The 25,451-nt window shown below is 71.3% G+C and carries 17 protein-coding genes and 1 pseudogene; 8 read left to right on the top strand and 10 right to left on the bottom strand.

Going from position 1 to position 25,451, the window contains the following annotated elements; all coding sequences use genetic code 11:
• Window positions 1-187: 187 nt before the first annotated feature.
• Window positions 188-1,386: pseudogene (locus QMK34_RS25850) on the bottom strand (glycosyl hydrolase family 95 catalytic domain-containing protein); the annotation flags it as partial.
• 168 nt (window positions 1,387-1,554) lie between these two features.
• Between QMK34_RS25850 and QMK34_RS25845 the strand changes: the two are divergent.
• The 3 genes from QMK34_RS25845 (at window position 1,555) to QMK34_RS25835 (ending at window position 4,074) form a co-directional block, all read left to right on the top strand.
• On the top strand, window positions 1,555-2,190 hold the full coding sequence (locus QMK34_RS25845; RefSeq protein ID WP_326416965.1) for a TetR/AcrR family transcriptional regulator: 636 nt from the start codon (window positions 1,555-1,557) through the stop codon (window positions 2,188-2,190).
• Between the two features lie 70 nt (window positions 2,191-2,260).
• On the top strand, window positions 2,261-3,412 hold the full coding sequence (locus QMK34_RS25840) for a sensor histidine kinase (protein ID WP_326416964.1): 1,152 nt from the start codon (window positions 2,261-2,263) through the stop codon (window positions 3,410-3,412).
• A complete protein-coding gene (locus QMK34_RS25835; RefSeq protein WP_326416963.1) occupies window positions 3,409-4,074 on the top strand; it encodes a response regulator transcription factor in 666 nt (221 codons plus the stop codon). Before QMK34_RS25840 ends, QMK34_RS25835 begins: the two co-directional genes overlap by 4 nt.
• On the opposite strand, the gene QMK34_RS25830 is transcribed toward QMK34_RS25835, so the two are convergent.
• The 5 genes from QMK34_RS25830 to cmk form a co-directional block, all read right to left on the bottom strand.
• Window positions 4,067-5,497, bottom strand: a complete 1,431-nt coding sequence (locus tag QMK34_RS25830) for a M1 family metallopeptidase (protein WP_326416962.1) — start codon at window positions 5,495-5,497, stop codon at window positions 4,067-4,069. The two genes, QMK34_RS25835 and QMK34_RS25830, sit on opposite strands and share 8 nt — an antisense overlap.
• Before the next feature lie 5 nt (window positions 5,498-5,502).
• Window positions 5,503-9,417 carry a Pls/PosA family non-ribosomal peptide synthetase gene (locus QMK34_RS25825; protein WP_326416961.1) on the bottom strand — a complete coding sequence of 1,305 codons (3,915 nt, stop codon included), beginning with the start codon at window positions 9,415-9,417 and terminating at the stop codon, window positions 5,503-5,505.
• A gap of 278 nt (window positions 9,418-9,695) precedes the next feature.
• Window positions 9,696-11,183: a ribosome biogenesis GTPase Der gene (der, locus tag QMK34_RS25820; protein WP_326416959.1), complete on the bottom strand. Its 1,488-nt coding sequence runs from the start codon at window positions 11,181-11,183 to the stop codon at window positions 9,696-9,698.
• Between the two features lie 56 nt (window positions 11,184-11,239).
• Window positions 11,240-11,902 (bottom strand): lysophospholipid acyltransferase family protein, encoded by a 663-nt coding sequence (locus QMK34_RS25815; protein WP_326416958.1) that lies wholly within the window; start codon window positions 11,900-11,902, stop codon window positions 11,240-11,242.
• On the bottom strand, window positions 11,899-12,609 hold the full coding sequence (gene cmk / locus QMK34_RS25810) for a (d)CMP kinase (RefSeq protein ID WP_326416980.1): 711 nt from the start codon (window positions 12,607-12,609) through the stop codon (window positions 11,899-11,901). Before cmk ends, QMK34_RS25815 begins: the two co-directional genes overlap by 4 nt.
• 225 nt (window positions 12,610-12,834) lie before the next feature.
• Here cmk and QMK34_RS25805 point away from each other — a divergent pair, with 225 nt between their 5' ends.
• A complete protein-coding gene (locus QMK34_RS25805; RefSeq protein WP_326416957.1) occupies window positions 12,835-13,317 on the top strand; it encodes a cation:proton antiporter regulatory subunit in 483 nt (160 codons plus the stop codon).
• A 7-nt stretch (window positions 13,318-13,324) separates the two neighbouring features.
• Window positions 13,325-14,524 carry a cation:proton antiporter gene (locus QMK34_RS25800; protein ID WP_326416956.1) on the top strand — a complete coding sequence of 400 codons (1,200 nt, stop codon included), beginning with the start codon at window positions 13,325-13,327 and terminating at the stop codon, window positions 14,522-14,524.
• Here the strand turns inward: QMK34_RS25800 and QMK34_RS25795 are convergent.
• From QMK34_RS25795 to QMK34_RS25785, 3 genes are read right to left on the bottom strand one after another with little or no spacing between them, the layout of a single operon-like run.
• Window positions 14,507-15,121, bottom strand: a complete 615-nt coding sequence (locus tag QMK34_RS25795) for a TIGR03086 family metal-binding protein (protein ID WP_326416955.1) — start codon at window positions 15,119-15,121, stop codon at window positions 14,507-14,509. The two genes, QMK34_RS25800 and QMK34_RS25795, sit on opposite strands and share 18 nt — an antisense overlap.
• Before the next feature lie 55 nt (window positions 15,122-15,176).
• Window positions 15,177-17,579, bottom strand: coding sequence for a beta-L-arabinofuranosidase domain-containing protein (locus tag QMK34_RS25790; RefSeq protein WP_326416954.1), 2,403 nt, complete (start codon window positions 17,577-17,579; stop codon window positions 15,177-15,179).
• Window positions 17,580-17,622: 43 nt separating this feature from the next.
• A complete protein-coding gene (locus QMK34_RS25785) occupies window positions 17,623-20,187 on the bottom strand; it encodes a glutaminase domain-containing protein (RefSeq protein WP_326416953.1) in 2,565 nt (854 codons plus the stop codon).
• Between the two features lie 154 nt (window positions 20,188-20,341).
• On the opposite strand from QMK34_RS25785, the gene QMK34_RS25780 reads away from it, so the two are divergent.
• Window positions 20,342-20,878, top strand: coding sequence for a GNAT family N-acetyltransferase (locus QMK34_RS25780; RefSeq protein WP_326416951.1), 537 nt, complete (start codon window positions 20,342-20,344; stop codon window positions 20,876-20,878).
• Here the strand turns inward: QMK34_RS25780 and QMK34_RS25775 are convergent.
• Window positions 20,834-21,853, bottom strand: a complete 1,020-nt coding sequence (locus tag QMK34_RS25775) for a LacI family DNA-binding transcriptional regulator (RefSeq protein WP_326416949.1) — start codon at window positions 21,851-21,853, stop codon at window positions 20,834-20,836. The genes QMK34_RS25780 and QMK34_RS25775 overlap by 45 nt on opposite strands.
• Window positions 21,854-21,933: 80 nt before the next feature.
• On the opposite strand from QMK34_RS25775, the gene QMK34_RS25770 reads away from it, so the two are divergent.
• Together QMK34_RS25770 and QMK34_RS25765 are read left to right on the top strand one after the other, a co-directional pair.
• A complete protein-coding gene (locus tag QMK34_RS25770) occupies window positions 21,934-23,985 on the top strand; it encodes a bifunctional aldolase/short-chain dehydrogenase (protein WP_326416948.1) in 2,052 nt (683 codons plus the stop codon).
• Window positions 23,982-25,412, top strand: a complete 1,431-nt coding sequence (locus QMK34_RS25765) for a rhamnulokinase (protein ID WP_326416946.1) — start codon at window positions 23,982-23,984, stop codon at window positions 25,410-25,412. The genes QMK34_RS25770 and QMK34_RS25765 overlap by 4 nt, the downstream gene beginning before the upstream one ends.
• The last annotated feature ends 39 nt before the right edge of the window (window positions 25,413-25,451 follow it).

Genomic DNA, 25,451 nt, shown 5'->3' with positions numbered 1-25,451 from the left:
CGATGCGGAGGTCGCCGTTGGCGAGGCGCTGCCAGCGCTTCGCCCGGCCGCGGGCGTCGCGCACCACCAGGTCGCCGTCGAGGTCCGTCCGCAGCACGCACGGCGCGCCTGCCTCGCTGTGCACCTTGATCCAGCGGGTCTTCCCGCCCGCCCGGGACGCGGTGAGCAGGAACGCGCCCTGCGTGCGGAGTCCTGCAGCGCGATGTCGCCCCAGCTCGACGGCACCGCGGGGAACACCCGGAGCACACAGCGCATAGGTGTCTCCGTCGCGGTACGCGGGCGGGACGGACAGCTCGAGGTTGGGTGGTCGCGCCGGAAAGTCGCGGTCACCGCGTCCAGCTCGGGGTGGTTGCTGCTGTTGACGATCGGGTAGGTGACCTGGACGTTGAGGTTCCACCAGACCGCGGTCCAGCTGTTGCCGACCTCGGGGAACCAGGGGCCCCATTCGGACACGACCGGCCCGTCGGCCCGGGTGGCGGCGGCGATCTTGTAGAGCTGGATCCAGTAGAACCGCTGGACGAGCTTGTCCGGCACCGAAACGAGACTGCGCCGGTAGTAGGCGTTCCACCAGCGGCGGTGGACCGCCACCAGGACGTCCGGGTTCACCCCGAGCACCAGCCTGATCCGGCGGAGCGCGTCCGCGGTGTGCGTGGGCTCGGGGAAGCTGTAGGCGATGGTCGCGGCGAGCAGCCGCCTGGCACCGACGGTCTTCTCGCGCCACGCCGTGGTGTAGCCGCCGCCCGCGAGCAGCGGCTGCTCGGTGTACTGGATCCCCGCGTCGGTGGCGAGCGTGGGCGCGGGATTGGCGACATACTCCGGGGGCTTGCGGATCGTGCGGGTCGTGGCCGACTCCAGCGGCTGGAACGCCCAGGCCGCGCCCGCCTCCCCCGCGGTCGGGGTCAGGGAGACCAGCAGGACGCCGAGGTCGTTGTGGACGAGCGCGGAGAACGCGATCGAGCCCTGCGTGGTGGTGATCGTGCCTGCCAGCTCGGCGTTGTAGAGGTCCAGTGCCCAGTCGACGGCGGTGATCGCCCCGGCGAAGGTGAGCGTGAGGTAGCCGATCGGCAGCCGGGCCAGCCCGATGCCCGCCTCCCACTGGCCGCGCTGGTCCTGGACCTGGGAGTGGCTCACCATCAGCTTGAGCACCTGGGGCCGGGCGCCCGCGTAGACCTGGACGCCGAGGAAGCCGTTGGCCAGGAACGGGGCCTGCTGCCAGCCGGTCGGCAAGCGCGTCCAGACCATCCGGGCGTCGTCGGCGACACCGCGATGAACGTCGCCTGCCGCCGACGACGGCGGGGCGGCCTGAGCCCACAGTCCACCGAGCGCGGCGGTTCCCACCGCGGCCGAAGCGGTGCGCAGCATCGCTCTCCTGGACAGCTCGACCATGAGCAGCCTCCGGATTCATATTATGTTTCGCTGACATCAAGAACCGGCGACAGACATGTTTCCAGATATGGTGGGGTTTTGGCCAACCTCTTCACCTGGACGGAGGCATAGACATCCGATGTTTATGGAGTGAGTGAGGACGAGACCGAAGACGCCTAGAGTTGACGCGTGTCTTCCAGGGAACTGCCCGCGCGGGTGTACGGAGGGCGTTCGGCGGCCGATCGCCGGGCGGAACGACGGGAGCGGCTGCTCGCCGCCGGCCTCGAGCTGTTCGGCAACGACGGCTACGCCGCGACCTCAATCGAAAAGCTCTGCGCCACCGCGACCGTGTCCACCCGCAACTTCTACGAGGAGTTCGCGAGCCGTGAAGCACTGTTGGTGGCCCTGCACGACGAGGTCATCGAGCGGGCCGTCGGCGCGGTGGCCGCCGCGTTCGCCGACGCCGCGGACGCCGTACTAGCGCCGCGGATCGAACTCGCGGTCCGCGCGTACATCACCACCACGGCCAAGGACCCGCGCTGGGCCCGGCTGTCCTATGTGGAGATCATCGGCGTCAGCGACGCGGTGGAGCGGCACCGGCTGGACTGGCGCGCGCGCTGGGTCGCGCTGCTCGAAGCCGAGGCCGCCCGCGCGGTCGCCAGGGGTGAGGCCCCCGAGCGGGACTTCCACCTCGGCTGCGTCGCGCTGATCGGCGCGGTCAACGAACTGGTCTACCACTGGTCGATCGGCGGCAACCGGATCCCGCTCGACGAGGTCATCGCCGAGGTGGTCCGGCTGGCCACCGCGGTGATCAAGGCGCCGTGACACGGGCGTCCACCCGCGGTCCATCCGTGGGTGGATGTGCGGAGGGCGACCGGGTGGAACACTCGACCCGGTGATCGTGACGGACCTGTTCACCAGCCGGTGGACGCATCTCGCCGTCCAGTGGGGTGTGATCGCCATCGCGATCGGCACCGTGCTCAGCGGCGGCTTCGTCCCGGGCTCGGACCGGCCTTGGCAGCTCGTGTACGCCGTCGTCGCCGTGTGCCTCGCGGGCGAGTTGGCGTGCTCGGGCGCCGGCACAGCGCGCCGGTACTTGCTCGGGATGACCGCCATCACCACCGGCTCGATCGTCCTGGCCTCGGTGGGCGCCGACGGCTGCGGGGCCCTGCTCGCCTGCCAGGTCGCGTTCACGGCCGGGTTCAGCCTGTCGATCCGGGCCTCCCTGCCACTGATCGTCTACGCCTCGGCGGGGATGATGATCGCCGAGTACGCCTACGGCCAGCCCTGGTCGGGGGTGCTGGGTGTCGGTGGCGCGATCATCGGCATCTGGCTCTCGGGCAGCGGCCGCCGTCAGTACCTGCACCGGGTCATCCAGACCGAGGCGCTGCTGGCCGAAACGCGCCGGGCGGCCGACTCCGACCGGCGGGCCGCCGCGCTAGGCGAGCGCGCCAGGATCGCGCGCGAGATCCACGACATCCAGGCGCATTCGCTCTCGGCGCTGTCTCTCCAGCTGGAGGCGGCGGGCGCGATGCTGCAGTCCCTGCCGCCCGGCGACCCGAAGCTCGTCAAGATCATGAGCTGCGTGGATCGGGCCAGCGGGCTGGCCAGGGAAGGGCTCATCGAGACCAGCCGGGCCGTGCAGACGCTGCGGGAGGACGCGGTGGAGCTGCCCGGTCTCGTCGATTCGCTGCTGGCCGGACACACCTGCGACGACGACCGGCCGGTACGCATCCGGGTGCACGGGCAGCAGCGCGACCTGCCGCCGGGCCCGGGGCTGGCGTTGTACCGCGCGATCCAGGAGGGCCTGACCAACATCCGCAAGCACGCTCCCGGCACGACCACCGAGATCGACCTGGATTACCACGAGGACGAGGTGACCGCGACCGTGACCAACTCCGCGCCCGACCGGCCCGCGACGCCGGAGGGCAACCGCCGCGGCTACGGCCTGACCGGTATCCGGGAGCGGGCGGAGCTGGCGGGCGGCACGCTCGAAGCGGGCCCCGCCGACGGCGGCTGGCGCCTCCACGTGCGGATTCCGGCATGACCGACGGCCCCGCGGTGCGGGTGGTGGTGGCCGACGACCAGTCCGCGGTGCGGGAAGGGCTCGCGCTGCTCATCGAAGCGCTGCCGGGGATCACCGTGGTCGGCCAGGCGCCGGACGGGCTGATCGCGGTGGAGCTGGTCGCCGAGTCGGCCCCGGACGTCGTGCTGATGGACCTCGCCATGCCGCGGTGCGACGGGGTGACCGCGACCCGGCGGATCCGCGAGGAACACCCGGGGACCACCGTCGTCGTGCTGACCACCTACGCGGACGAGGACTCGATCCTGCGCGCGCTCGACGCAGGCGCGCTCGGCTACCTCACCAAGTCCGCCACCCGGGCGGAGATCGGCCGGGCGGTGCACGCGGCCGCGGCCGGGCAGGCGGTGCTGGACTCCGAGGTGCAGCGGCGGCTGGTCGCGGCCGCCGTCAAGGCTCCCCCGCCCGTCGCCGAGCCGGACGGCGGTCCGTCCGAGCTGACCGCGCGCGAAACCGAGGTGCTGCGGCTGCTGGCCGCCGGGCGGTCCAACCGCGAGATCGCGCGCGACCTGTTCGTCGGCGAGGCGACGGTGAAGACCCACGTCAACCGGATCTACGCGAAGACCGGCAGCCGCGACCGCGCCCAGGCGATCCGCTACGCCTACACCAACGGTTACGTCGTCACCTGACAGTGCGGGGCAACGGCGGCAGCGCGAAACGCTCGAGCCAGGCCTCGAAGAACTCCCACAACGACCGGCCCGCGAACCGCTCGGCCAGCTCGACGAACTGTGCCGTCGTCACCGTCGCGTGCCGGTGCTCGGTGCCCCAGGCCTTGATCAGCGTGAAGAACGCGTCGTCGCCGATCTCCGCGCGCAGCGCATGCAGCGTCAGCGCTCCGCGCTTGTAGACGACCTCGTCGAACATCCGCGCGACGCCGGGGTCGGCCACCACGATGTCCGCCGGTTTGGCGGCGACCTTGCCGTACCAGTACTTCGCGAGCTCGTGCGCGGACTGCCCGCCGGACTCCTCCGACCACAGCCATTCGGTGTACGTCGCGAAGCCCTCGTTGAGCCAGATGTGGCGCCAATCGGCGACGGTGAGGCTGTTGCCGAACCACTGGTGCGCGAGCTCATGCACGACGAGCCGCTCGTAGGTGCGCCTGCCGTCGACGTGGTTGGCGCCGAAGATCGACATGCCCTGCGCCTCGATCGGGTCGTCGAGGACGTCGTCGGCGACCACGATCACGTACTCGCCGAACGGGTAAGGCCCGAACAGCCGCTGCAGCACGTCCATCATCCGGCCCTGCCGCCCGAAGTCCCGGGCGAACGGCTTGCGCAGCCGCGGCGGCAGCGCGGCCCGTTGCGGCACCGTGGCCACCACGGACTCGAGCGCGCCCTCGCCGAACCCGAGGCTCATCCGGAACGCCGTGGCCTCCGGGTGGCTGACCCAGCCCGCGTCGGCGCCCGCGACGAGTTCGACGTCGTCGTACTGGCCGATCTGGACACTCATCAGGTACGTCGGCGTCGGCTCCGGGCGCTCGTACACCCAGGTCGTGGTGCTCGCCCTGGTGTAGCGCGAGACCAGGTTCCCGGTGATCAGGACGTCGTAGGGAGAGGACGTCGTCAGCGTCACCCGGTAGGTCGCCTTGTCGGCCGGGTGGTCGTTGCACGGGAACCACGAGGGCGCGCCGACCGGCTGGCTCGCGACGAGCACGCCGTCGGTGAGCTCGTCCCAGCCGATGTCGCCCCACAGTCCCGAAATCGGGTGCGGGTTGCCGACGTAGCGGATCTCGACCCGGAACACCGTCCCGGCAGGCACCGACCTCGCCGGCTTGACGTGCAGCTTGTGCGCGCGCCGGCTGAACTGCGCGGCCTGGCCGTCGACGAGCACCCGGCTGATCCGGAAGTCGGCGAAGTCGAGGCTCAGCCGTGACAACGCCTGCGTCGCTTCGACGGTGATCACCGCCGAAGCGGACAGCCGGTTCGGGCCGATCTTGTAGTCGAGGTCCAGCTCGTAGTGCCGGACGCGGTAGCCACCGTTGCCATGGCTTGGAAGATAGGAATCACCGGAGGTGTCCGCGCCCGGTGCGGGCGCGGAGCCCTTCGAAATCAAAAGTGTCAGCCTCGCCAAGTCGAAATCGGGTTACCCAGCCAGCGCGAATCGGCGGGCACCGCGTCGCCGCGGGTCACCAGCGAACCGGGACCGACGGTCGTGCGCGCGCCGATGCTCGCACCAGGCAGCACGATACCGTGCGGGCCCAGCGTGGCGCCCTCGTCGAGGGTGACCTTCGACATGCTCATGATCCGGTCGTGGAACAGGTGCGTCTGGACCACGCAGCCGCGGTTGATCGTGGCGCCGTCACCGAGCTCGACGAGGTCCGACTCGGGCAGCCAGTACGTCTCCAGCCACACGCCGCGGCCGATCTTCGCGCCCATCGTCCGGAGCCAGGCGGCGAGCAGCGGGGTGCCGCCGAGCGAGCCGATCAGCCACGGCACGGCCAGCGTCTCGACGAAGGTGTCGGCCAGCTCGTTGCGCCAGACGAAGGAGCTCCACAGCGGGTGGTCGACCTCGCGGAACCGGCCGACCAGCAGCCACTTCATCGCGGACGCGGTGAGCGCGGCGACGATGCCCGCCACCAGCAGAACCGGCCCGGCGAGCAGCGCGGCGAGCCAGAACCCGGCCACCGACGCGAGCGCGGTGAGCGCGGCGGCGACCAGCACCAGCAGCGCGACCCCGCATATGACGGGGATGATCCGGCACAGCTCGACGGCCGCACGGGCGGCCTTGAGCCGCAGTGGCGGCGTGTACGTCCGGCTCGTGTCGGCGTCGCCGACGGCCCGGCGGACCGGGAGCGGCGGCATACCGAGGTACGAGGAGCCCTTCTTGGCCTTCAGCGGCGTCGAGGACAGCACGCCGACCAGGCCGCGCTTCGGCACCGAACGGCCGGGCGCGGTCATGCCCGAGTTGCCGAGGAACGCCTGCTTGCCGATGCGCGCCGGGGCGACGTGCAGCCAGCCGTGGCCGAGCTCGTAGGTCGCGACCATGGTGTCGTCGGCGAGGAACGCGCCATCGCCGACCTGGGTCATCTTGGGCAGCGCGAGCACGGTCGACGCTTCGACGTCGCGGCCGATCTTCGCGCCGAGCAGGCGCAGCCACACCGGGGTGAACAGGCTGGCGTACAACGGGAACAGGCCTTCGCGGGCCATGCCCATCAGCCGCTCGGTCGCCCAGACCTGCCACGCCACCCGGCCGTGGATCGGGTGGTAGCCCTCGACCATGCCGACGCTCAGCGCGCGGACACCGACGAGCACCAGCAGCGCGTAGGTCCCGAAGTAGGCGAGCGTGGCCAGCGGCACGAACACGAGAGCCTGGCCGAGCGCGGCACCGAGGGTGGCCGAACCGGCGACGGCGGACCCGAGGATCGCGACGCCCGGCAGGGCGGCGACCGCGGGGAGCAGGCCGAGTGCGACCGAGGTGGCGCCGTAGACCGAGGACCAGAACCGGGTACGCGGCGGGCGGCTCGCGGGCCACCGCAGCGACTCCTTGACCGTCTTGGCCGCGGGCGAACCGGCCCAGTGCTGGCCGGGGGGCACCACGCCGCGGACGGTCGAACCGGCCGCGATCTGCGCGCCCTTGCCGACACGGGCACCGGGGAACAGCGTGCTGCGCGCGCCGATCCGGGTGTCCGCGCCGATGCGGATCTTGCCGATGTGCACGAGGTCGCCGTCGACCCAGTGGCCGGACAGGTCCACCTCGGGCTCGATGGCGGCGCCGCGGCCCAGCTTGAGCATCCCGGTGACCGGGGGCGGCGAGTGCAGGTCGACGTCCTTGCCGATCTTCGCGCCGAGCGCCCTGGCATACGTCGTCATCCAGGACGCGCCCGCGACACTGTCCGCGCCACTGAACTCGGCCAGCTTCTCGGCCGTCCAAAGCCGCAGGTGGACGTTGCCGCCCCGCGGGTAGCTGCCGGGACGGAGCCCGCGCAGCAGCAGCCGCGCGCCACCGGCGGCGATGGCGATGCGACCGGCCGGACTGAACAGCGCCAGCCAGGCCAGCACGATCCACGCCCAGTTGAGCGTGGGCGCCCAGGCGAAGCCGACCAGCGACAGGACGTTCGACAGCGCGGCGGCCAGCGTGACCCAGCGCAGGCCGACCAGGCCCATGAGCGGGACGGTCAGCAGGCTCTGGATCACTCCGGCGCGGCGCGGCGTCGGCGCGATCTCACGGCGCTCGGTCGCCTGGCTGCTCAGCGCGTCCAGCATCGACGCCAGCACGCCCAGCTTCGGGTGCGAGTAGATGTCGTTGACCGACACCTGCGGGTGGCGGGTGCGGATGCGCGCGATGAGCTGGGCAGCGGTCAGGCTGCCACCGCCGTGGTTGAAGAAGTCGGCCTTCGGGTCCTTGACGGACACTCCGAGGATCTCCGCCCAGCCTTCGGCCAGCCAGGTCTCGGTAGCGGACATGCCGGAGGTCGCGGCGTCCACAGTGGACAGCGGCCACGGCAGCGCGGTGCGGTCGACCTTGCCCGAGGTGCGGGTGGGCAGGTCCTCGACCAGCGCCAGCAGCGGGACGAGCGCGGCGGGCAGCTGCTCACGCAGCAGCGTCGCGGCGTCGTCGTGGTCGAACGAGGCACCTTCGGCGGGGACGACGTAGCCGACCAAGACCTGGTTGCCGGCCTTGGTGCGGCGAATCGCGGCAGCGGCACCCTGGACACCGGGCAGCGCCTGCAGTGCGGCGTCGACCTCGCCGAGCTCGATGCGGCGGCCGCCGAGTTTGACCTGCTCGTCGAGCCTGCCGAGGAACAGCAGCCCCTCGGACTCGGCGCGGACCATGTCGCCACTGCGGTAGGCGCGCTGCCAGCCCAGCGAGGGCAGCGGCGCGAACTTCTCGGCGTCCTTCTCGGGATCGAGGTAGCGCGCGAGGCCGACACCGCCGATGACGAGCTCACCGGTCTCCCCCATCGCGACGGGGTCACCGGCCTCGTTGACGACGGCCAGCTGCCAGCCCGCCAGCGGCAGGCCGATGCGGACGGGACCCTCGCCGGTCATCTGCGCGGCGCAGGCGACGACGGTGGCCTCGGTGGGGCCGTAGGTGTTCCAGACTTCGCGGCCTTCGACGGCGACGCGCTCGGCGAGCTCCGGCGGGCAGGCTTCCCCGCCGAAGATCAGCAGGCGGACGTCTTCGAGCGCGTCGGCGGGCCACAGCGCGGCCAGCGTCGGGACCGTGGAAACGACGGTGATGCCCTGCGCGACGAGCCACGGGCCGAGGTCGACACCGGTGCGCACCAGCGAACGCGGGGCCGGGACCAGGCAGGCGCCGTAGCGCCAGGCGAGCCACATCTCTTCGCAGGAGGCGTCGAAGGCGACGGACAGACCGGCGAGCACCCGGTCGCCGGGGCCGATCGGCTCCTCGGTGAGGAACAGCTGTGCCTCGGCGTCGACGAACGCGGCGGCGGAAGCGTGGGTGACGGCGACGCCCTTGGGCTTGCCGGTCGAGCCGGAGGTGAAGATGATCCAGGCGTCGTCGGTGCCCGAGGGCATGCCCTCACGACGGCCGGGGGTGCCGGTGACGGCGATCGTGCCGCCGTCGGTGACGACAGCGGCGACCTCGGCCTCGCCGAAGACCAGCTCAGCCCGCTCTTCGGGGTCGTCCGCGTCGACCGGCACGTAGGCGGCGCCGACGGACAGGACCGCGAGGATCGCGACGTAGAGCTCGGCGGTGCCCGAGGAGATCCGGACGCCGACGCGGTCACCCACGCCGATGCCCTGCTCACGCAGGCGAAGGCCGTAGGCGTCGATCTCGTCGACGAGCTTGCGGTAGGACAGGGTCGCCGTGCCGTCGTCGAGGGCGGCCGCGTTGGGGTGCGTGGCGGCCGTCTCGGTGAGGATGTCGAGCAGGGTGCGCTCGGTGGCGCCGAGGCCGGACCAGAACAGCGCGCGGTCGGCGACGGGGGCCGCTGACGGCCGGACGATGACGTCGGCCACGGTCAGGGACCGGACGGTGAGGGGGCGGTGATCCGCGGTGAGGGTCATCGGGCTGACACCTCGAAAGAGCATGAGAAGGGGACGTGCTTGTACAAAGCGCGGGCGCGCAAGCCCATCACTCAACCTTTCAGTGGAGCGTCACTCGGGCTTGCTCTCCGAATGAGGCGCCCGCTGCAGATTCGTTACCTTACCCCAGGTGAATGGCAGCCTGGGGTATCCCCCCGCGTTCGTGTCGCGAATCACCAGGTCAGGACCACCTGCTGACGGGGCCTTCCACGCCTTGGAACGCGCGGAAGGCCCCTTTGCGGCACGGAACGTGATCGTGGTTACTTCATCTTCGAGGGCTTGGTGGAACGTGAAGGCTTTGTCTGCTTCGACGTGGAACGGGGCTTCTTTTCGCGAATACGGACGTTGATCCGCACGGGACTGCCTTCGAACCCGAACGTCTCGCGGAACCTCCGCTCGATGAACCGGCGGTAACCGGCCTCGAGGAAGCCCGTGGTGAACAGCACGACCGTCGGCGGCCGGATGCCCGCCTGCGTCGCGAACAGCACCTTCGGCTGCTTGCCGCTGCGCACCGGCGGCGGCGTCGCGGCGATGAGGTCCGACAGCCAGGCGTTCAGCTGACCGGTCGGCACTCGCTGGTCCCACGACTTCAACGCGGTCCGCAGCGCGGGCGCGAGCTTGCGCACCGAACGCCCGGTCAGCGCCGAGATGTTGACCTTGTCGGCCCACGGCACCCGGACGAGACCGCGTTCGAGCTCGCGGACCATCTGGTAGCGGCGTTCCTCGTCGACGAGGTCCCACTTGTTGAACGCCAGCACCAGCGCGCGCCCGGCCTCGACGACCATGGTCAGCACGCGGAGGTCCTGCTCGGACATCGGCTCCCCGGCGTCCAGCAGCACGATCGCGACCTCGGCCGCGTCGATCGCGGTCTTGGTGCGCAGGGAGGCGTAGTACTCGGCGCCGTTGGCCGAGTTGACCCGCTTGCGCAGGCCCGCGGTGTCGACGAACCGCCAGGTCTCGCCGTCCAGCTCGACCAGGGAGTCGACCGGGTCGACGGTGGTGCCCGCGACCGAGTCGACCACCGAGCGCTGCTCGCCGGTGAGCTTGTTCAGCAGGCTCGACTTGCCCACGTTCGGCTTGCCGACCAGCGCGACGCGCCGCGGCCCGCCGGTGATGCGGTCGCCGTCGCGCGGGGCCTCGGGCAGCGTCTTGATGATCGCGTCGAGCAGGTCGCCCGAGCTGCGGCCGTGCAGCGCGCTGACCGGGTGCGGCTCGCCGAGGCCGAGCGACCACAGCGACGCCGTGTCGGCGAGCAGGCGGTCGTCGTCCACCTTGTTGGCGGCCAGCAGGACCGGCACCTTCGAGCGGCGCAGCACGCGCGCGACGGCTTCGTCGGTCGTGGTCGCGCCCACCGAGGCATCGATGACCAGCAAGATCGCGTCGGCCGAGGCCATCGCGAGCTCGGCCTGCGCGGTGATGGAGGCCTGCAGCCCGGTCGCGCCGGGCTCCCAGCCGCCGGTGTCGACCATGGTGAACCGGCGGCCGCTCCAGTACGCGTCGTAGGCGATGCGGTCGCGGGTGACGCCGGGGACGTCCTGCACCACGGCCTCGCGGCGGCCGAGGATCCGGTTCACCAGCGTGGACTTGCCCACGTTCGGGCGGCCGACGACGGCGAGCACCGGCTGGGACAGGGCCGCTTCTTCGGCCGCTTCACCGGCCTCGATCTGCGCGTCGAAGGAGGCGAACTCCGATTCGTCGCTCCAGGTGCCGTCGATCTCGCCGGCGGCGCCGTCGTCTGGCTCAGTCATTCCTTCTCATTCCTCTACTTACAGCGGCCTGACACGCGGTCGCGCGCGAAACCGCCTTACGACGCCTGGAACCCATGTTCCACGCGCCACTCGTCCAAAGTCTTCACGAGGTCGGCGAGTTCGCTGCGCAGCAGCTCGGTGCCCTCCTCGAGGCCGGTCTTGCCGCGGCCGATCGCCGGGGTGAACGGCTCGCCGACCAGCAGGTCGACCCGTGGCCGCCAGCGCCGCTTGCCGTCCTCGGGCTTCAGTGTCCCGCGTGTCGCGACCGGTACCACGGTCGCACCCGCCGAGCGCACCAGCCAGGCCGCACCCCGTTCGGCACTGCCGACGTCGCCGCTGCCCCGGGTTCCCTCGGGGAAGATGCCGACCACGCCGCCGTTCTTGAGCACGTCGACCGCGGTCAGCAGCGGCTTGCGGTCGAACTCGCCGCGCTTGACCGGGATCTGCCCCAGCTGGGGGAAGAACCAGCTGGTGAAGCGGCCGCGGAACATCTCCTGCTTGACCAGGAACGCCGACCGGCGCGGCAACATTCCGAAGATGAGCTGCGGTTCGATCATCGAGCTGTGGTTGGCGATCACCACGACGGCCCCGGTGGCGGGCACGCGCTCGCGGCCGTGCACGCGCACCTTGAAGGCAGGCCGCAGCGTGTACCGGCCGATCAGCCGCCCGACCTCGTGGATCCAGCCGGTGGCTCCCTCGGGGAGCCCCTCTGCGGTCACCGCGAAGCCTCGGCGGCGGCGGTGCAGGGCGCGAGCATGCCACGCTGACTGGCGAGCTCACAGAGCGCGACGATGGTCTGGTCGATGCTCAGCTGCGTGGTGTCGACCCGCACAGCATCATCAGCCGCACGAAGCGGCGAGGTGGCGCGGGTCGAGTCCAGGTGGTCGCGGCGCTCGACGGACTCGCGGGCCTGGTCGACGCTGGACTTGCGGCCGGCGGCGGTGTCCTGGCTGCTGCGGCGGGCGGCGCGGACCGCGGCGTCCGCGGTCAGGAAGATCTTGAGCGGCGCGTCCGGGACGACCACGGTGCCGATGTCGCGGCCCTCCACCACGATGCCACCGGTTTCGCCGAGCACCCGGCCGACAATCCGGCGCTGCTCGGCGACAAGCAGTTCGCGCACCTCGGGCACCGAGGAGACGGCGGACACAGCGCTCGTGACGTCCCCGGCGCGGATGGCGGCACCGACGTCCTGGCCGTCGAGGGTGATCTCGGGCTGGCCGGGGACCGTGCCGATGCCAAGGCCGACTTGGCTGGCGAGCTCGGCGACCGCGGCGGAGTCCGCCGGATCGACGCCCGCGCGCAGGACGGCGAGCGTGACCACGCGATACATCGCGCCGGTGTCGAGATAGCCCGCGCTGAGCCGGTCGGCCAGTTTGCGGGCGACCGTGGTCTTCCCGGTGCCGGACGGGCCGTCCATCGCGACCACACCACTTAGGGCTCCCGCCACCGAAACACTCCTCAGCTACTCGTCCCGCTCCCAGATCAGCGTCCATTCTGCCTGGTTACCCGTCACGCGAGTCAGTCGGCCGTGCCCAGCCGCGTGCTAGCGACGCTAGGCAAGCTAGCGTCAACCTCGGGCCCGGGATTCGGCTCTGTTGATCACCGCGCGCGCCCGAACCGCCCGAAACGCCCGATGGGTTACCGTGGCGGAGTGAACGTCGAAGTGACTCCGCTGCCCGGAATCGGTGTGCGGAAGGATTTTCCCACCCGCCAGGGCCGCCGCATCGGGGTGGTGACGCATCGCGACGGCCAGATCGAGCTGATCGTGTCGAAAACCGACGATCCGGACGCTTGCCTGGCGGCGCTCCCGCTGACCGCGGACGAAGCGGGCACCCTCGCCAACCTGCTGGGCGCGCCCCAGCTCGTCGCGCAGCTGAACGAGGAACACCGGGACCTGCCCGGCATCAACACCCGGCAGCTGCCGATCAAGGCGAGCGGCCCGTTCGACGGGCGCACCCTCGGTGACACGGCGATGCGGACCCGCACCAGCGTGTCGGTGGTCGCCGTCATGCGAGCGGGCCAGGTGCACCCCTCCCCCACGCCGGACTTCACCCTCACGGGTGGCGACCTGCTGGTCGCGGTCGGCACCTCCGAAGGACTGGAAGCCGCCGTCAAGATCCTGAAGTACGGCTGAGGCTGGCATGGACCACACCGCACTGTCCCTGATCGAACTTGGGGCGGTCTTCTTCGTGCTGGGCGCACTCGGCCGCCTGGCCGGGAAGATCGGGCTCTCCCCCATCCCGCTGTACCTGATCGGCGGCCTCTGTTTCGGCCAGGGCGGGCTCATCCCGCTGACCGACATCGGCGGCTTCACCCACCTGGCCAGCGAGATCGGTGTCGTCCTCCTGCTGCTCCTGCTGGGCCTGGAGTACTCGGCGGCGGAGCTGTTCACCGGCCTTCGGCGTTCGTGGATGGCGGGCGTGCTCGACATCGTGCTCAACGCCGCGCCCGGTGCGGCGGTGGCGCTGATCCTCGGCTGGGGCCCGCTCGGCGCGCTCGTCATGGCGGGCGTCACGTACATCTCGTCGTCCGGGATCATCGCGAAGGTGCTCGGCGACCTCGGCCGCCTCGGTAACCGCGAGACGCCGGTGGTGCTCTCGATCCTGGTGTTCGAGGACCTGGTGATGGCCCTCTACCTGCCGATCCTCACCGCGGTGCTGGGCGGGGTGAGCCTGCTCGGCGGGCTCAAGGCCGTCGGGATCTCCCTGCTGGTGATCACCGTGGTGCTGGTGATCGCGCTGAGGTTCGGCCGGTACGTCTCGGCGGCGGTGGACAGCCCCGACCGCGAGGTCTTCCTGCTCAAGGTGCTCGGCGCGGCGCTGCTGGTCGCGGGCCTCGCCTCGGCGATGCAGGTCTCGGCCGCGGTCGGCGCGTTCCTGCTGGGCATCGCGATCTCCGGCTCGACCGCGGAGAACGCCACCCGCATGCTGGAGCCGCTGCGCGACCTGTTCGCCGCGGTGTTCTTCGTGGTGTTCGGCCTCAACACCAACCCGGCGACCATCCCGCCGGTCCTCGGCTGGGCGGTCGTGCTGGCGGTGGCGACGACACTGACGAAGGTCGGCACCGGCTGGTGGGCCGCGCGGAAACAGGGGGTCGGGAAGATGGGCCGCGCCCGCGCCGGAGCGGCGCTGGTGGCCAGAGGCGAGTTCTCGATCGTCATCGCCGGGCTGGCCGTCTCCGCGGGCGCCGTCAACGAGGAACTGGCCGCGCTGGCGACGGCGTACGTGCTCCTGATGGCGATCCTCGGCCCGACGGCCGCGCGGGTCGTCGAACCGGTGGCCAGAGCGTTGCAGCGCAAGAAGAGTCCCGCGAAGGCGGCCACCTCACCCGCCGGTCCCTGAGCGGCCCATGCGCCGCAGCAGCCGGTCCTGCCGTGACGCGGCAGGGTCGGCCGGGCCTTCGGGAGCGGCGAAGAAGCGATGGGTCGTTTCAAGGGCGGCCGGGGTTTCGGGCAACCCGGCGTAGATCTCGTCGAGGTTCTCGTCGATCCACACGACCAGATCGGGCTCCAGCCGCTCGTCGGCCCCGAGCGCCCGAGCGAGGTCCCACGTATGGATGACACTGTCCGTGGTCCGCACGGCGAGCGCCTGCCGCCCGGTCACCCGGCCCAGTGGGTAGTCGAGGACCCGTTCGAGTGCACCGGGCGCGGCGAAGGCCTCGGCGCATACCCGCACGGACTTGGCATACGCGCCGACCGGGTCGTCGCCGAGCGCGTCGACGTCCCGCAGCCGCACGAACTCCGCTCCAGTACCACCCTCGAGTAACCGCGCATAGCCGAGGTTGCCGCGGGTCATGTGGTTGACCAGCAACCGGACGTCCCACTCCGCACACGGTGTCGGTGCGGCCCACTGATCGGGCCGCACCCACCGCGCGAGCCGGTCGAACCCGGCACCGGCCGCCGAGAACCGGTCGAGAATTCCCTCGAACGTGTCACCCATGCGGACCAGCATGACCACCGCCGACAACCGGCACCGGCGGTTTTCGGACGTCCACTCAGTCCAGGAACCGCCACAGGTGGTCGGCGGTCCCGTTGTCGTCGAACTGGACGGCGATCGCCGAGTCCGCGGTGGACATGAGGTCCACGCCGAGCACCTTGCCCGAGTTCTTGTTCTGGACCCGGAACCAGCCGTCCCCGTCGTCCAGCAGGCGCCACAGGTGGTCGTCCGAGCCGCTGTCGTCGAACTGCACGACCCTGGCCGAATTCGCCGTCGACATCCCGTCCACGCCGAGCACCTTGCCGGAGTGGCGGTTCTGGACCCGCAGCCAGCCGTCGCCGTGGTCGATCGTGCGCCAGAGGTGGTCGGCCGTGCCCGTGTCGCCGAACTGGACGACCTGCGCGGAGTCCACAGTAGACATCCGGTCGACGCCGAGCACCTTGCCCGAGTTCTTGTTCTGCACGCGTACCCACCCGGTCTTCCACTCGCGCGTGCCGCCGGTCTGCGGGAACGACGTGAGGCGCAGCCGCGCGGCGCCCATCGGGATGAGCTGGACCCGCTCGACCGGGGTCGTCGCTGCCACCGGGCCGTCGGCAAGCTCCGCGATCACGTTCTGTTCGTCGGCCTGCCAGGCGTCGAGGCGTTGCACCGAGGCGGTGATCCGCACGGGGCTGTTCGCCGGGGTGAACGGGTCGGCGACGTCACCGCCGGACGCGACGACGTCCATCGCCGCCCCGGGAACCAGTCCGTAGTTCCAGGCCGAGCCGGGTTTGACCTCGTACTCCGGCCACTGCGCGCTGCCCGCGACCTGGCTCCAATCCTCCTTGATCGCCAAGGAGAACGTGAGCGGGCCGCGGTCAACGGAGACGGAGCTGTGGTTGCCCGTCCAGGTCCTGGTGCGCGTCGCCATCGGGAGCCGCAGCGTGACCCGGTCGCCACCGCGCCAGGTCCGCCGCACGGTCGCGTACCGCGGGCCCGCGCCGGAGGACACCGGCTGCCCGTTGACCGTGAGCCGCGGATCCGGGCACCAGCCGGGAATCCTGATCACCAAAGGAAACTCGACCGGACTGGCGGGGTTCACCGCGAACGTGATGGTGTCGTCGAACGGATAGCCGGTGGTCTCGGTGACGGTCACGCGGACACCGGGCCCGACGTTCGCGGTGACGGTCGAGGCGCCGAACAGTGCCGCGCACAGGCCACCGTCGGGCGTGGCCTGCCACATCTCTTCGACGTAGTAGGGCCAGCCCATGCCGTAGTTGTGGGGACAGCAGCGGTAGTTGTCGATGCCGGGCTGGTATGCCTGCATGGCGAAGTCGTTGTCGAACTGGCTGAGCGTCTTCACCTGCCGGTCCAGCTGGATGCTGTTGGCCGCGGTGACGTAGTGCGCCGCGCGCCCGGCCGGGTCGAGCGCGGCGGGGAGCAGGTTGAACGCGAGCTCCTCGACGCGGTCGGCCCACACCGGGTCGCCGGTGGCCCTGCCGAGGATCTCGTGGCTCATCATGTACTCGACGATCCCGCAGGTCTCGAAGCCCTGCCGTGGGTCGCCGTACCCGGGCCGGGCGTTCTCGTCGCCCGCGAAACCGCCGCCCGCGAACTGCCCGTAGCGGCCCTGGATCCGGTCGTAGTTCGTGTAAGCGGCGGCCTGGTGCGCGGGATCGCCGGTGAGCACCCAGTACTGGCCGGGCTCGCGGAAACCCTGGGTCAGGTTGACGTTGTGGCCGGTCGGCAACGCGCTGCCGAGCCAGTTCGCGGAGCCCGCGTGGATGGTCCGGACGAGATCGAGCAGGAAACCCTCACCCGTCTGGTTGTACAGCCAGAAGACGACATCGATCGTGTCACCCCACCGGGTGGCACCCCAACCCTCGCTGAACACCCCTTTGGGCTGTGCGGCCAAGAACCGGAAGAACCGGCTGAGGAAGGTGGCGACCCGGCCGTCACCGGTGTACTCGGCGTACGAACGCACCACGTGCAGCATCGGCATGTGCGGCCAGAGGTCCGCGTGCCCGTTGAGCGAGGACCGGTGCGCGTTCGGCCCGAAGTACCCGTCCGGCGCCTGCGTCGCGAGGATCGCGTCGATCCAGCGCCGAGTGTCGGCCAGCACCCTGGCGTCGCCGGTGACGTACCCGAGGTCGCCGTAGCCGCGCAGCCAATAGGGCACCTCCTCCCAGCCGTAGAGGTCCGGGTGCACCCAGCCGGTGTTGTCGAACTTCAGGTAGTGCGAAATCTCCTGGTAGCGGCCGTTCAGCCCGTCGAGCTGCTTGCCGAGCTGGGTGGCGAGCCAGCCCTGCGCCCGGACCGCGCCGGGCGGCAGCCGCAGGAACGCGGCCGGACGCAGCGGCGCGCGGTTGCCAGGGTAGAGCGGCGCGGCGACCGAGGCGGCCGAGGTGGACGCAGCGCCCAGCGCGATCCCGCCGGTGGCGGCGACCGTGGCCTTCAGGAAACTACGACGTGCGAAGGACATGAGGGACTCCTCTTCGATCTTACGGAGGTATCGGAGGGGATGCTCAGAGGAAGCGCCAGAGGTGGTCCGGGGTGCCGTTGTCCTCCCACTGGGTCACCTGCGCTCCATCCACTGTGGACTGCTGGTCCACGGCCAGCACCTTGCCACTGCGCACGTTGACGATCTTCGACCAGCCGCCGCCCGCGTCGACCACGCGCCAGAGGTGGTCCGGGGTGCCGTTGTCCTGGTACTGCTGGGCGTGCGCGCCGTTGTCGAGGCTCTGGTCGTGCACGGCGAGGACCTTGCCGCTGTTGCGGTTGACGATCCGCACGGCGCCGTCACCGTTGTCCACCAGGGACCACAGGTGGTCGGCGGTGCCGTTGTCCTGCCACTGCGTGACTTCCGCGATGTCGGCCAGCGACATGTCCTGCACCGCGAGGAGCTTGCCGGACCGCTGGTTCTGGATCCGCCGCCAGAGGGTGGTCGACGCCGCCGGGCGGGTCAGCAGCGCGAGGTATCCCCCGGCGACGGGCCGGGCCTGGAAGCCGCGCTGCGTGGCGTCCGCGACCACGTACCAGTCGGTGAACGGCACCCGCTGCGGTGTCGTGTTGGCGAAGCTGTAGACGCCCTCGACCAGGGTGGTGCGGATGTTCGGCTGCCCGGCGAGCCAGGCCGCGGTCCAGAGCTCCCAGTCGGCCTTGGTGTAGTTGTTGCGCGGGTCCAGCAGGACGCCGTGCGCCCCGGCTTTCGACTGGTACCAGGCGGCTTCCTGCGCGGCGACGCCGGACGGCACGAGGTCGAGGCCCAGGACGTGGTCGGCGAAACCGTTGTACTTCAGGCTCCACGTGCCGGGCTGGTCGTAGGCCAGCTTGAGGTGCTGGTTCGACGAGTCCTGTGCCAGCGTCACCCACTGGCTGATGTAACTGCGGGAGATCGAGGTGTAGCGCTGCACGTCGGCGGTGTGCCCGGTGGCACTGGCGATGACGCCCATCGCACCGACGCCGATGATGCCCTTGAGCGCGAGGTTGGCGCTGTGCGCGATGAACCCGGTGAAGTCGTCGGTCTGGTTCTGGTAGCCGGGGTCGAGGGTGTTGCCCACCAGGTACTCGGCCCACTGCCGCAGGATCGGGTAGTGCGCCGCCGCGAACGCCGCCGAGTCCGAAGAGGACAGTCGCTGGACGAGCGCGGCGGACATGATCAGCATGTTGGCCGACTCCTCGACCGGCATGCTCTCCTCGTTGCCGTCGTTGTGCCCGGTGGCGTCGGGGTAGTGGGTGCCGAGGTCGTGCTCGGCGAACTCCTTCGGCCAGCCGCCGCGCTCCGCGTAGTCGAACAGCGGCTCCAGCACCAGCCGCAGGTACGCCGGGGAAAGCTCTAGCAGGCCGGGGAACGCGGGATAGATGACGTCCACAGTGGACATGTTGCCGTTGGACGAGATCTCCTTGAGGAAGCCCCACGGCGAGCCGCCCCGGTCGACCAGTTCCGTGCCGCCGAAGGCCTGGCGCAGTGCGAGCGCGCAGATCCCGGCGTAGTGCTCGCCGGTGGTCCCGCCGCCCGCGGCGGTGACGGCGTCGTCGTGGAGCCGCTGGTCGAGTGCGGTCGCGGCGGCCAGCGCGGCCGGGTAGTCCCCGTCGAACCACACGACCATCTCCGCCCAGGACGCCCAGTAGTGCGTCCACCAGGGTTTGAGCTCGGCGCCGAGGTACCGCACGGCGGGCGTCCGGACGTGCCCGAGCGACAGCGTGAACGGCGCCGGGGCAGCCCCCGGCGAAACCGTGCCGAGGTTCTTGTTGAAGCCCAGCACCGGCCAGCGGTCGCTGATCGCCCGTGGCTGCGCGGAATCGCTGGTGTTGCCCAGCCCGCCCTGGCCGGCCGAGGCGGCGCGGACGACGGTGTCCTGGCCGATCTGCCAGGTCACGCCGCCGGTCGGCGCGGCGAGCACCACGGAACCCCAGCTCGCCTGGTCGCCGTTCTCCCCCAGCACGCCGGGGCTGGCCGGGGTGAAGCTCAGCATGGTCATCCCGCCGGATTGCTGCTGTGCCCAGGTGACCCGCGCGGTGTTGTCACCGTGCGCCCATTCCGCCGAGATGTCGAAGTGCAGGTCGACGCTGTGCGCGCGGCCGTCGGAGCTCGCGGCCTGGATGCTCACGTACCCGAACGGCACGCTCTGGCGTCGCAGGTCGCCGGGGTCGACCGGCGACAGGAAGGTGACCGTGAGGCTCACCCCGCCGCCGGTCAGCACGTAACTCGAACGGGTGCCGGTGACCTGCAGGGAGGTCTGCGTCATGACGCTGAGCGCCGGTCCCGACGGCAACGCCGGAGCGCCCGCGAAGACGTACGCCACGCCGTCGACGCGCGCGATCCCGCACAGCGCGGTGATGTGGCCCGCCCAGAACGTCGACCAGCTGCCCGCCAGGTTGTCCGCGCCCTGCCACGTGCTCAGGTACGGCGACCGGACCAGCAGCGGCGTGGCGGGCGGGCGGATCGGGCTGAACGTGCCCGCCGGCGCCGCCGAGGCGTACGCCGGTAGCCAGGAGCTCGCGGCGAACGCCGCCGCGGTGACACCGGCCAGGCGCAACGCGCCGCGGCGGGACAGGGAGGTCGGGTTCTCGCGGTCTTCGACGGACATCAGCGGCCCCTTCGATGGCGGCCGCCGGAACGCGACCCTGCGCAGGTCACTTTTTACATCGTTGATACAACGTTGTAAATCCGCCGTTCGTTGGATGACCACCGGTCCGGGTTATCCGGTTGTCGGCGGCGGGGGTCCTCGTTAACGTCCACCCGTGCTGATCCGGGAGTTCACCGAGGCCGACTGGCCCGCGCTGTGGCCGATCGTGCGTGCGGTCGTGCGGGCGGGCGAGACGTTCACCTACGACCCGGCGATGTCGGCCGAGCAGGCCCACGAGCTCTGGGTGGAGCGGCCGCCGGGGCTGACCGTGGTCGCGGTCGGCGACGGCCGGCTCCTGGGCACCGCCAAGATGGGCACCAACCGGCCGGGCCCCGGCGCGCACGTCTCCACCGCGAGCTTCATGGTCGCCGCGGCCGCCAGGGGCCGCGGCGTCGGGACGGCTTTGTGCCGCTTCGCCCTGAACTGGGCCGAGGACCACGGCTACGCGGGAATGCAGTTCAACGCCGTGGCCGAGTCGAACCACGCCGCGGTGCGGATCTACCGGCGTGAGGGCTTCGACGTCGTCGGAACGGTTCCCGGCGCTTTCGCGCATCCCGCTCTCGGCCGGGTGGGCCTGCACGTCCTGTACCGCACCCTCGGGACGCCCTCAGCGCCGGACGCGGGTGGAGTCGCGGACCACCAGCTCGGGTGAGTAGACGACCGCCTGGTGCTCGTGCGACGGCAGACCGTTCTCGGGCTCGACGGTCTCGGCGATGAGCAGCTCGGTGGCCGTGCGGCCCAGCCGGGCGGCGGGCTGGCGGACCGAGGTGAGCGGGACGGCGGCGGCCGCGGCGAACTCGATGTCGTCGTAGCCGACGATCGCCATCTCGTCGGGCACCCGCACCCCCGCGGCGACCATCGCCTGGAGCACGCCCAGCGCCAGCAGGTCGTTGGCGCAGAACACCGCCGTCGGGCGCGGGCTGATGCCGAGCAGCCGGGCACCGGCGTCGCGCCCGGAAGCGACGTCCAGCCCGGAAACCTCGACCACGGACAGCGTCCGTCCGGGTGCCGGGGCCTCGGCGAGCGCCTCCCGGACACCCCGCTCGCGATCGCGGCACTGGACCAGCAGCGAGGGGCCGTTGACGAACGCGATGCGGCGGTGACCCGCTTCGACGAGGTGGCGCGCGGCGAGCGTGCCGCCCGCGACGTCGTCGACCGAAACAGAGCAGGCCTCCGCCGTGGGCACCGAACGGTCGACGAACACGTACGGGATCCCGCTGCGGCGGAGGTCCTTGAGGCCGCGGCCGGAGTTGTCCACCGGGCTCAGCAGCACTCCGCGCACCCGCTGCTCGGCGAGCATCGCCAGGTGCGCGGCCTCGCGATCACCGCGCTGGCCGCTGTTGCAGGTGATGACGTTGAGTCCCTCGTCGTACGCCGCTTCCTCGGCACCGCGGGCGATGTCAACGAAGAAGGGGTTGCCGAGGTCGAGCACGAGGAGCGCGAGTGTGCGGCTGCGCCCGGCGCGGAGCTGGCGCGCGGACTCGTCCCGGACGTAGCCGAGCTCCTCGATCACCGACTGGACGCGCGAGCGGGTCGCCGCCGAAACCACGTGCGGGCGGTTCACCACGTTCGAGACCGTGCCGATGGAAACCCCGGCCACCCGTGCCACGTCCTTGATCCCGGCCATCCCCGCCCTCACTCTTGCCTTCAGCAGGCACGAACCCTACCATGCACCTGAAACGTTTCAAAACGTGAGCGGAGACCCTGATGACCGCCTTCGCGGCCGCCCTGAGCACCGTGGACCAGCTACTCGCCCGGTCGAACCGGCTGGGCGCCGATCCGGCGAACACGAACTTCGCCGGCGGCAACACCTCGGCGAAGGGCACGGCCACCGATCCGGTGACCGGCGAACCGGTGGACCTGTTGTGGGTCAAGGGATCCGGTGGCGATCTGGGCACCCTCACCGAAGCGGGGCTGGCCGTGCTCCGGCTCGACCGGCTGCGCGCACTGACCTCCGTGTATCCCGGCCCGGACCGCGAGGACGAGATGGTCGCGGCGTTCGACTACTGCCTGCACGGCCGGGGCGGGGCGGCGCCGTCGATCGACACGGCGATGCACGCGCTGATCGACGCCCCCCACGTCGATCACCTGCACCCCGACTCCGGGATCGCACTGGCGACAGCGGCCGACGGGGAGGACCTGACCCGTCGCTGCTTCGGCCGCCGCGTGGTGTGGGTACCGTGGCGACGGCCGGGATTCCAGCTCGGCCTGGACATCGCGGAGATCGCGAAGGCCCACCCGGACGCGATCGGCTGCGTGCTGGGCGGACACGGGATCACGGCCTGGGGCGACACCGCCGACGACGCGGAGGCGCACTCGCTGGAGATTATCCGCACCGCGGCCGAGTTCCTCGCCGAGCACGGCCGCGCGACGCCGTTCGGCCCGGAAATCGAGGGCTACCAACCACTTCCCGAGGCCGAACGCCACGCCCGCGCGGCCGCGCTCGCCCCGGTGATCCGCGGTCTGGCGTCCACCGACCACCGCCAGATCGGCCGCTTCACCGACTCGCCGCCGGTGCTCGAATTCCTGGCCCGCGCCGAGCACCCCCGGCTCGCCGCGCTCGGCACGTCGTGCCCGGACCACTTCCTGCGCACCAAGGTCCGGCCCCTCGTGCTGGACCTGCCCCCGTCCGCGCCGATGGACGAGGTCGTCGACCGGCTGCGTGAACTGCACTCCGCCTATCGCGAGGACTACCGCTCCTACTACGAGCGGCACGCGACCCCGGACTCCCCCGCGATGCGCGGCGCGGATCCCGCGATCGTGCTCGTGCCGGGCGTGGGCATGTTCTCCTTCGGCGCCGACGCCCAGACCGCGCGGGTGGCGGGCGAGTTCTACGTCAACGCCATCAACGTCATGCGCGGCGCGGAAGCCGTGTCGGCCTACTCCCCCATTGACGAGCGCGAAAAGTTCCGCATCGAGTACTGGACGCTGGAGGAGGCGAAGCTCCAGCGCCGCCCGAAGCCCAAGCCGCTGGCCACCCGCGTCGCGCTCGTCACCGGCGCGGGGTCCGGGATCGGCAAGGCGATCGCGCACCGGCTGGCGGCCGAAGGCGCGTGCGTGGTCGTCGCCGATCTGAACGCCGAGGCCGCGCAAGAGGTCGCACGCGAGCTCGGCGGGGCGGACCGGGCTGTCGCGGTGACCGCCGACGTCACGGACTCCCGCCAGATCGCGGCCGCGATCGACGCGGCCGCGCTCGCGTTCGGCGGCGTCGACCTGGTGGTCAACAACGCCGGGCTGTCGATCTCGAAGCCGTTGCTGGAGACCACCGAACAGGACTGGGACCTACAGCACGACGTGATGGCGCGCGGCTCGTTCCTGGTCTCGCAGGCGGCCGCGCGGGCGATGATCGCGCAGGGCATCGGCGGCGACATCGTGTACATCGCCAGCAAGAACGCCGTGTTCGCGGGCCCGAACAACATCGCGTACAGCGCCACGAAAGCCGACCAGGCGCATCAGGTCCGCCTACTCGCGGCGGAACTCGGCACGCACGGCATCCGCGTCAACGGTGTCAATCCCGACGGCGTGGTGCGCGGCTCCGGCATTTTCGCGGGCGGCTGGGGCGCGCAGCGGGCGGCCGTGTACGGCGTCGAGGAGGAGGAACTCGGGGTGTTCTACGCCCAGCGCTCCCTGCTCAAACGCGAGGTGCTGCCCGAACACGTAGCCAACGCCGTGTTCGTGCTGACCGGCGGGGAACTGAGCCACACCACCGGATTACACGTGCCGGTCGACGCCGGGGTCGCCGCGGCGTTCCTGCGATGAAGCTGTTCGCCGCGGTCGACCTCGGGGCGTCGAGCGGGCGGGTGATGCTGGGCGAGGTCGGCGAGGGAACGCTGAAACTCACCGAGGCGTACCGGTTCCCCAACCGGCCCGTCCTGGTGAACGGCACGCTGTACTGGGACATCCTGGGCCTGTACCGGGGAGTGCTGGACGGCCTGCGGGCCGCGGCCGCCGTGCACGGGCGGCTCGACGGCGTCGGCGTCGACTCCTGGGCCGTGGACTACGGCCTGCTCGGCGAGCACGGGTCGTTGCTGGGCAATCCCGTGCACTACCGCGACCAGCGGACCGCACGCGGCGTCGAGCGGGTTCTCGCGAAGACCACCGCCGAGCAGCTCTACGCGGCCACCGGCACCCAGTTCCAGCCGTTCAACACACTGTTCCAGCTCGCGGCGGATCCCGATCTGGGCCGGGCGGCACAGGCCGTGCTGGTCCCCGACCTGATCACGTACTGGCTCACCGGCCGGCTGGGCACCGAACGCACCAACGCGTCCACCACGGGCCTGCTCGACCCGCGCACCGGGGACTGGTCCGCGGCAGCGCTTTCGGCGGGTGACCTGTCCGCCGGGCTGTTCCCGCATCTGCGCGACCCCGGCGAACCCGCGGGCAGGCTGCTGCCCGCGGTGCTCGACGAGATCGGACTGCACCACGACGTCCCGGTGTTCACCGTCGGCTCCCACGACACGGCCTCCGCCGTCGCGGCCGTGCCCGCCAGGGACGAGCACTTCGCGTACGTCTCCTCCGGCACGTGGTCATTGGCCGGGCTCGAACTGCCCGAACCGGTGCTCACCGCCGAGGCCGGCCAGGCCAACTTCACCAACGAACGCGGGGTGGACGGGCGGATCCGCTTCCTGCGCAACGTGATGGGCCTCTGGCTGCTGCAGGAGTGCCAGCGGCGGTGGGGCGACACGGACCTGCCATCGCTGCTGTCCGCCGCGGAGCACTTCCCCGGCCTGCGCAGTGTCGTGGACGCCACCGACGGCCGGTTCCTCGCTCCCGCGGACATGCCGTCGGAGATCGCGGCCGCCTGCCGCGAAACCGGGCAGCCCGAACCCCGCACCCGCGCCGAGATCACCCGCTGTGTGCTCGACAGCCTCGCGCTGGCCACCCGTGACGCCGTCTCCGACGCGCTGCGGCTGTCGGGACGGCACGCGGACGTGGTGCACGTCGTCGGCGGCGGGGCCCGCAACGAGCTGCTCTGTCGGCTGACCGCGGACGCGTGCGGACTGCCGGTCGTCGCCGGTCCGGTCGAGGCCGCCGCACTGGGCAACATCCTCGTGCAAGCCAGGGCCGCCGGGGCGCTCAGTGGCGACCCGCGTGAGCTGATCCGCTCCACCCAGCCGTTGCGGCGCCACGAGCCGCACGGCGATGCAGGGCCATGGACGGCGGCCGCCCGGCGGTGCCGCCTTTGATACGTTTCACGCCCGCAAATCGTCCGCGCCGGGGGAAGC

The sequence above is a fragment of the Amycolatopsis sp. H20-H5 genome (genome assembly GCF_035828755.1).
Classification (GTDB): domain Bacteria; phylum Actinomycetota; class Actinomycetes; order Mycobacteriales; family Pseudonocardiaceae; genus Amycolatopsis.
Note: the sequence above shows the minus strand (reverse complement) of the source record. Positions and strands in the feature narration are given on the sequence as shown.

Excerpts from the sequence above, each read along its gene's own strand:
- der (WP_326416959.1), bottom strand. The coding sequence starts at position 11,183 with ATGACTGAGCCAGACGACGGCGCCGCCGGCGAGATCGACGGCACCTGG.
- QMK34_RS25785 (WP_326416953.1), bottom strand. The coding sequence starts at position 20,187 with ATGTCCGTCGAAGACCGCGAGAACCCGACCTCCCTGTCCCGCCGCGGC.
- QMK34_RS25800 (WP_326416956.1), top strand. The coding sequence starts at position 13,325 with ATGGACCACACCGCACTGTCCCTGATCGAACTTGGGGCGGTCTTCTTC.
- QMK34_RS25795 (WP_326416955.1), bottom strand. The coding sequence starts at position 15,121 with ATGGGTGACACGTTCGAGGGAATTCTCGACCGGTTCTCGGCGGCCGGT.
- QMK34_RS25825 (WP_326416961.1), bottom strand. The coding sequence starts at position 9,417 with ATGACCCTCACCGCGGATCACCGCCCCCTCACCGTCCGGTCCCTGACC.
- QMK34_RS25770 (WP_326416948.1), top strand. The coding sequence starts at position 21,934 with ATGACCGCCTTCGCGGCCGCCCTGAGCACCGTGGACCAGCTACTCGCC.
- QMK34_RS25765 (WP_326416946.1), top strand. The coding sequence starts at position 23,982 with ATGAAGCTGTTCGCCGCGGTCGACCTCGGGGCGTCGAGCGGGCGGGTG.
- QMK34_RS25775 (WP_326416949.1), bottom strand. The coding sequence starts at position 21,853 with ATGGCCGGGATCAAGGACGTGGCACGGGTGGCCGGGGTTTCCATCGGC.
- QMK34_RS25790 (WP_326416954.1), bottom strand. The coding sequence starts at position 17,579 with ATGTCCTTCGCACGTCGTAGTTTCCTGAAGGCCACGGTCGCCGCCACC.
- QMK34_RS25835 (WP_326416963.1), top strand. The coding sequence starts at position 3,409 with ATGACCGACGGCCCCGCGGTGCGGGTGGTGGTGGCCGACGACCAGTCC.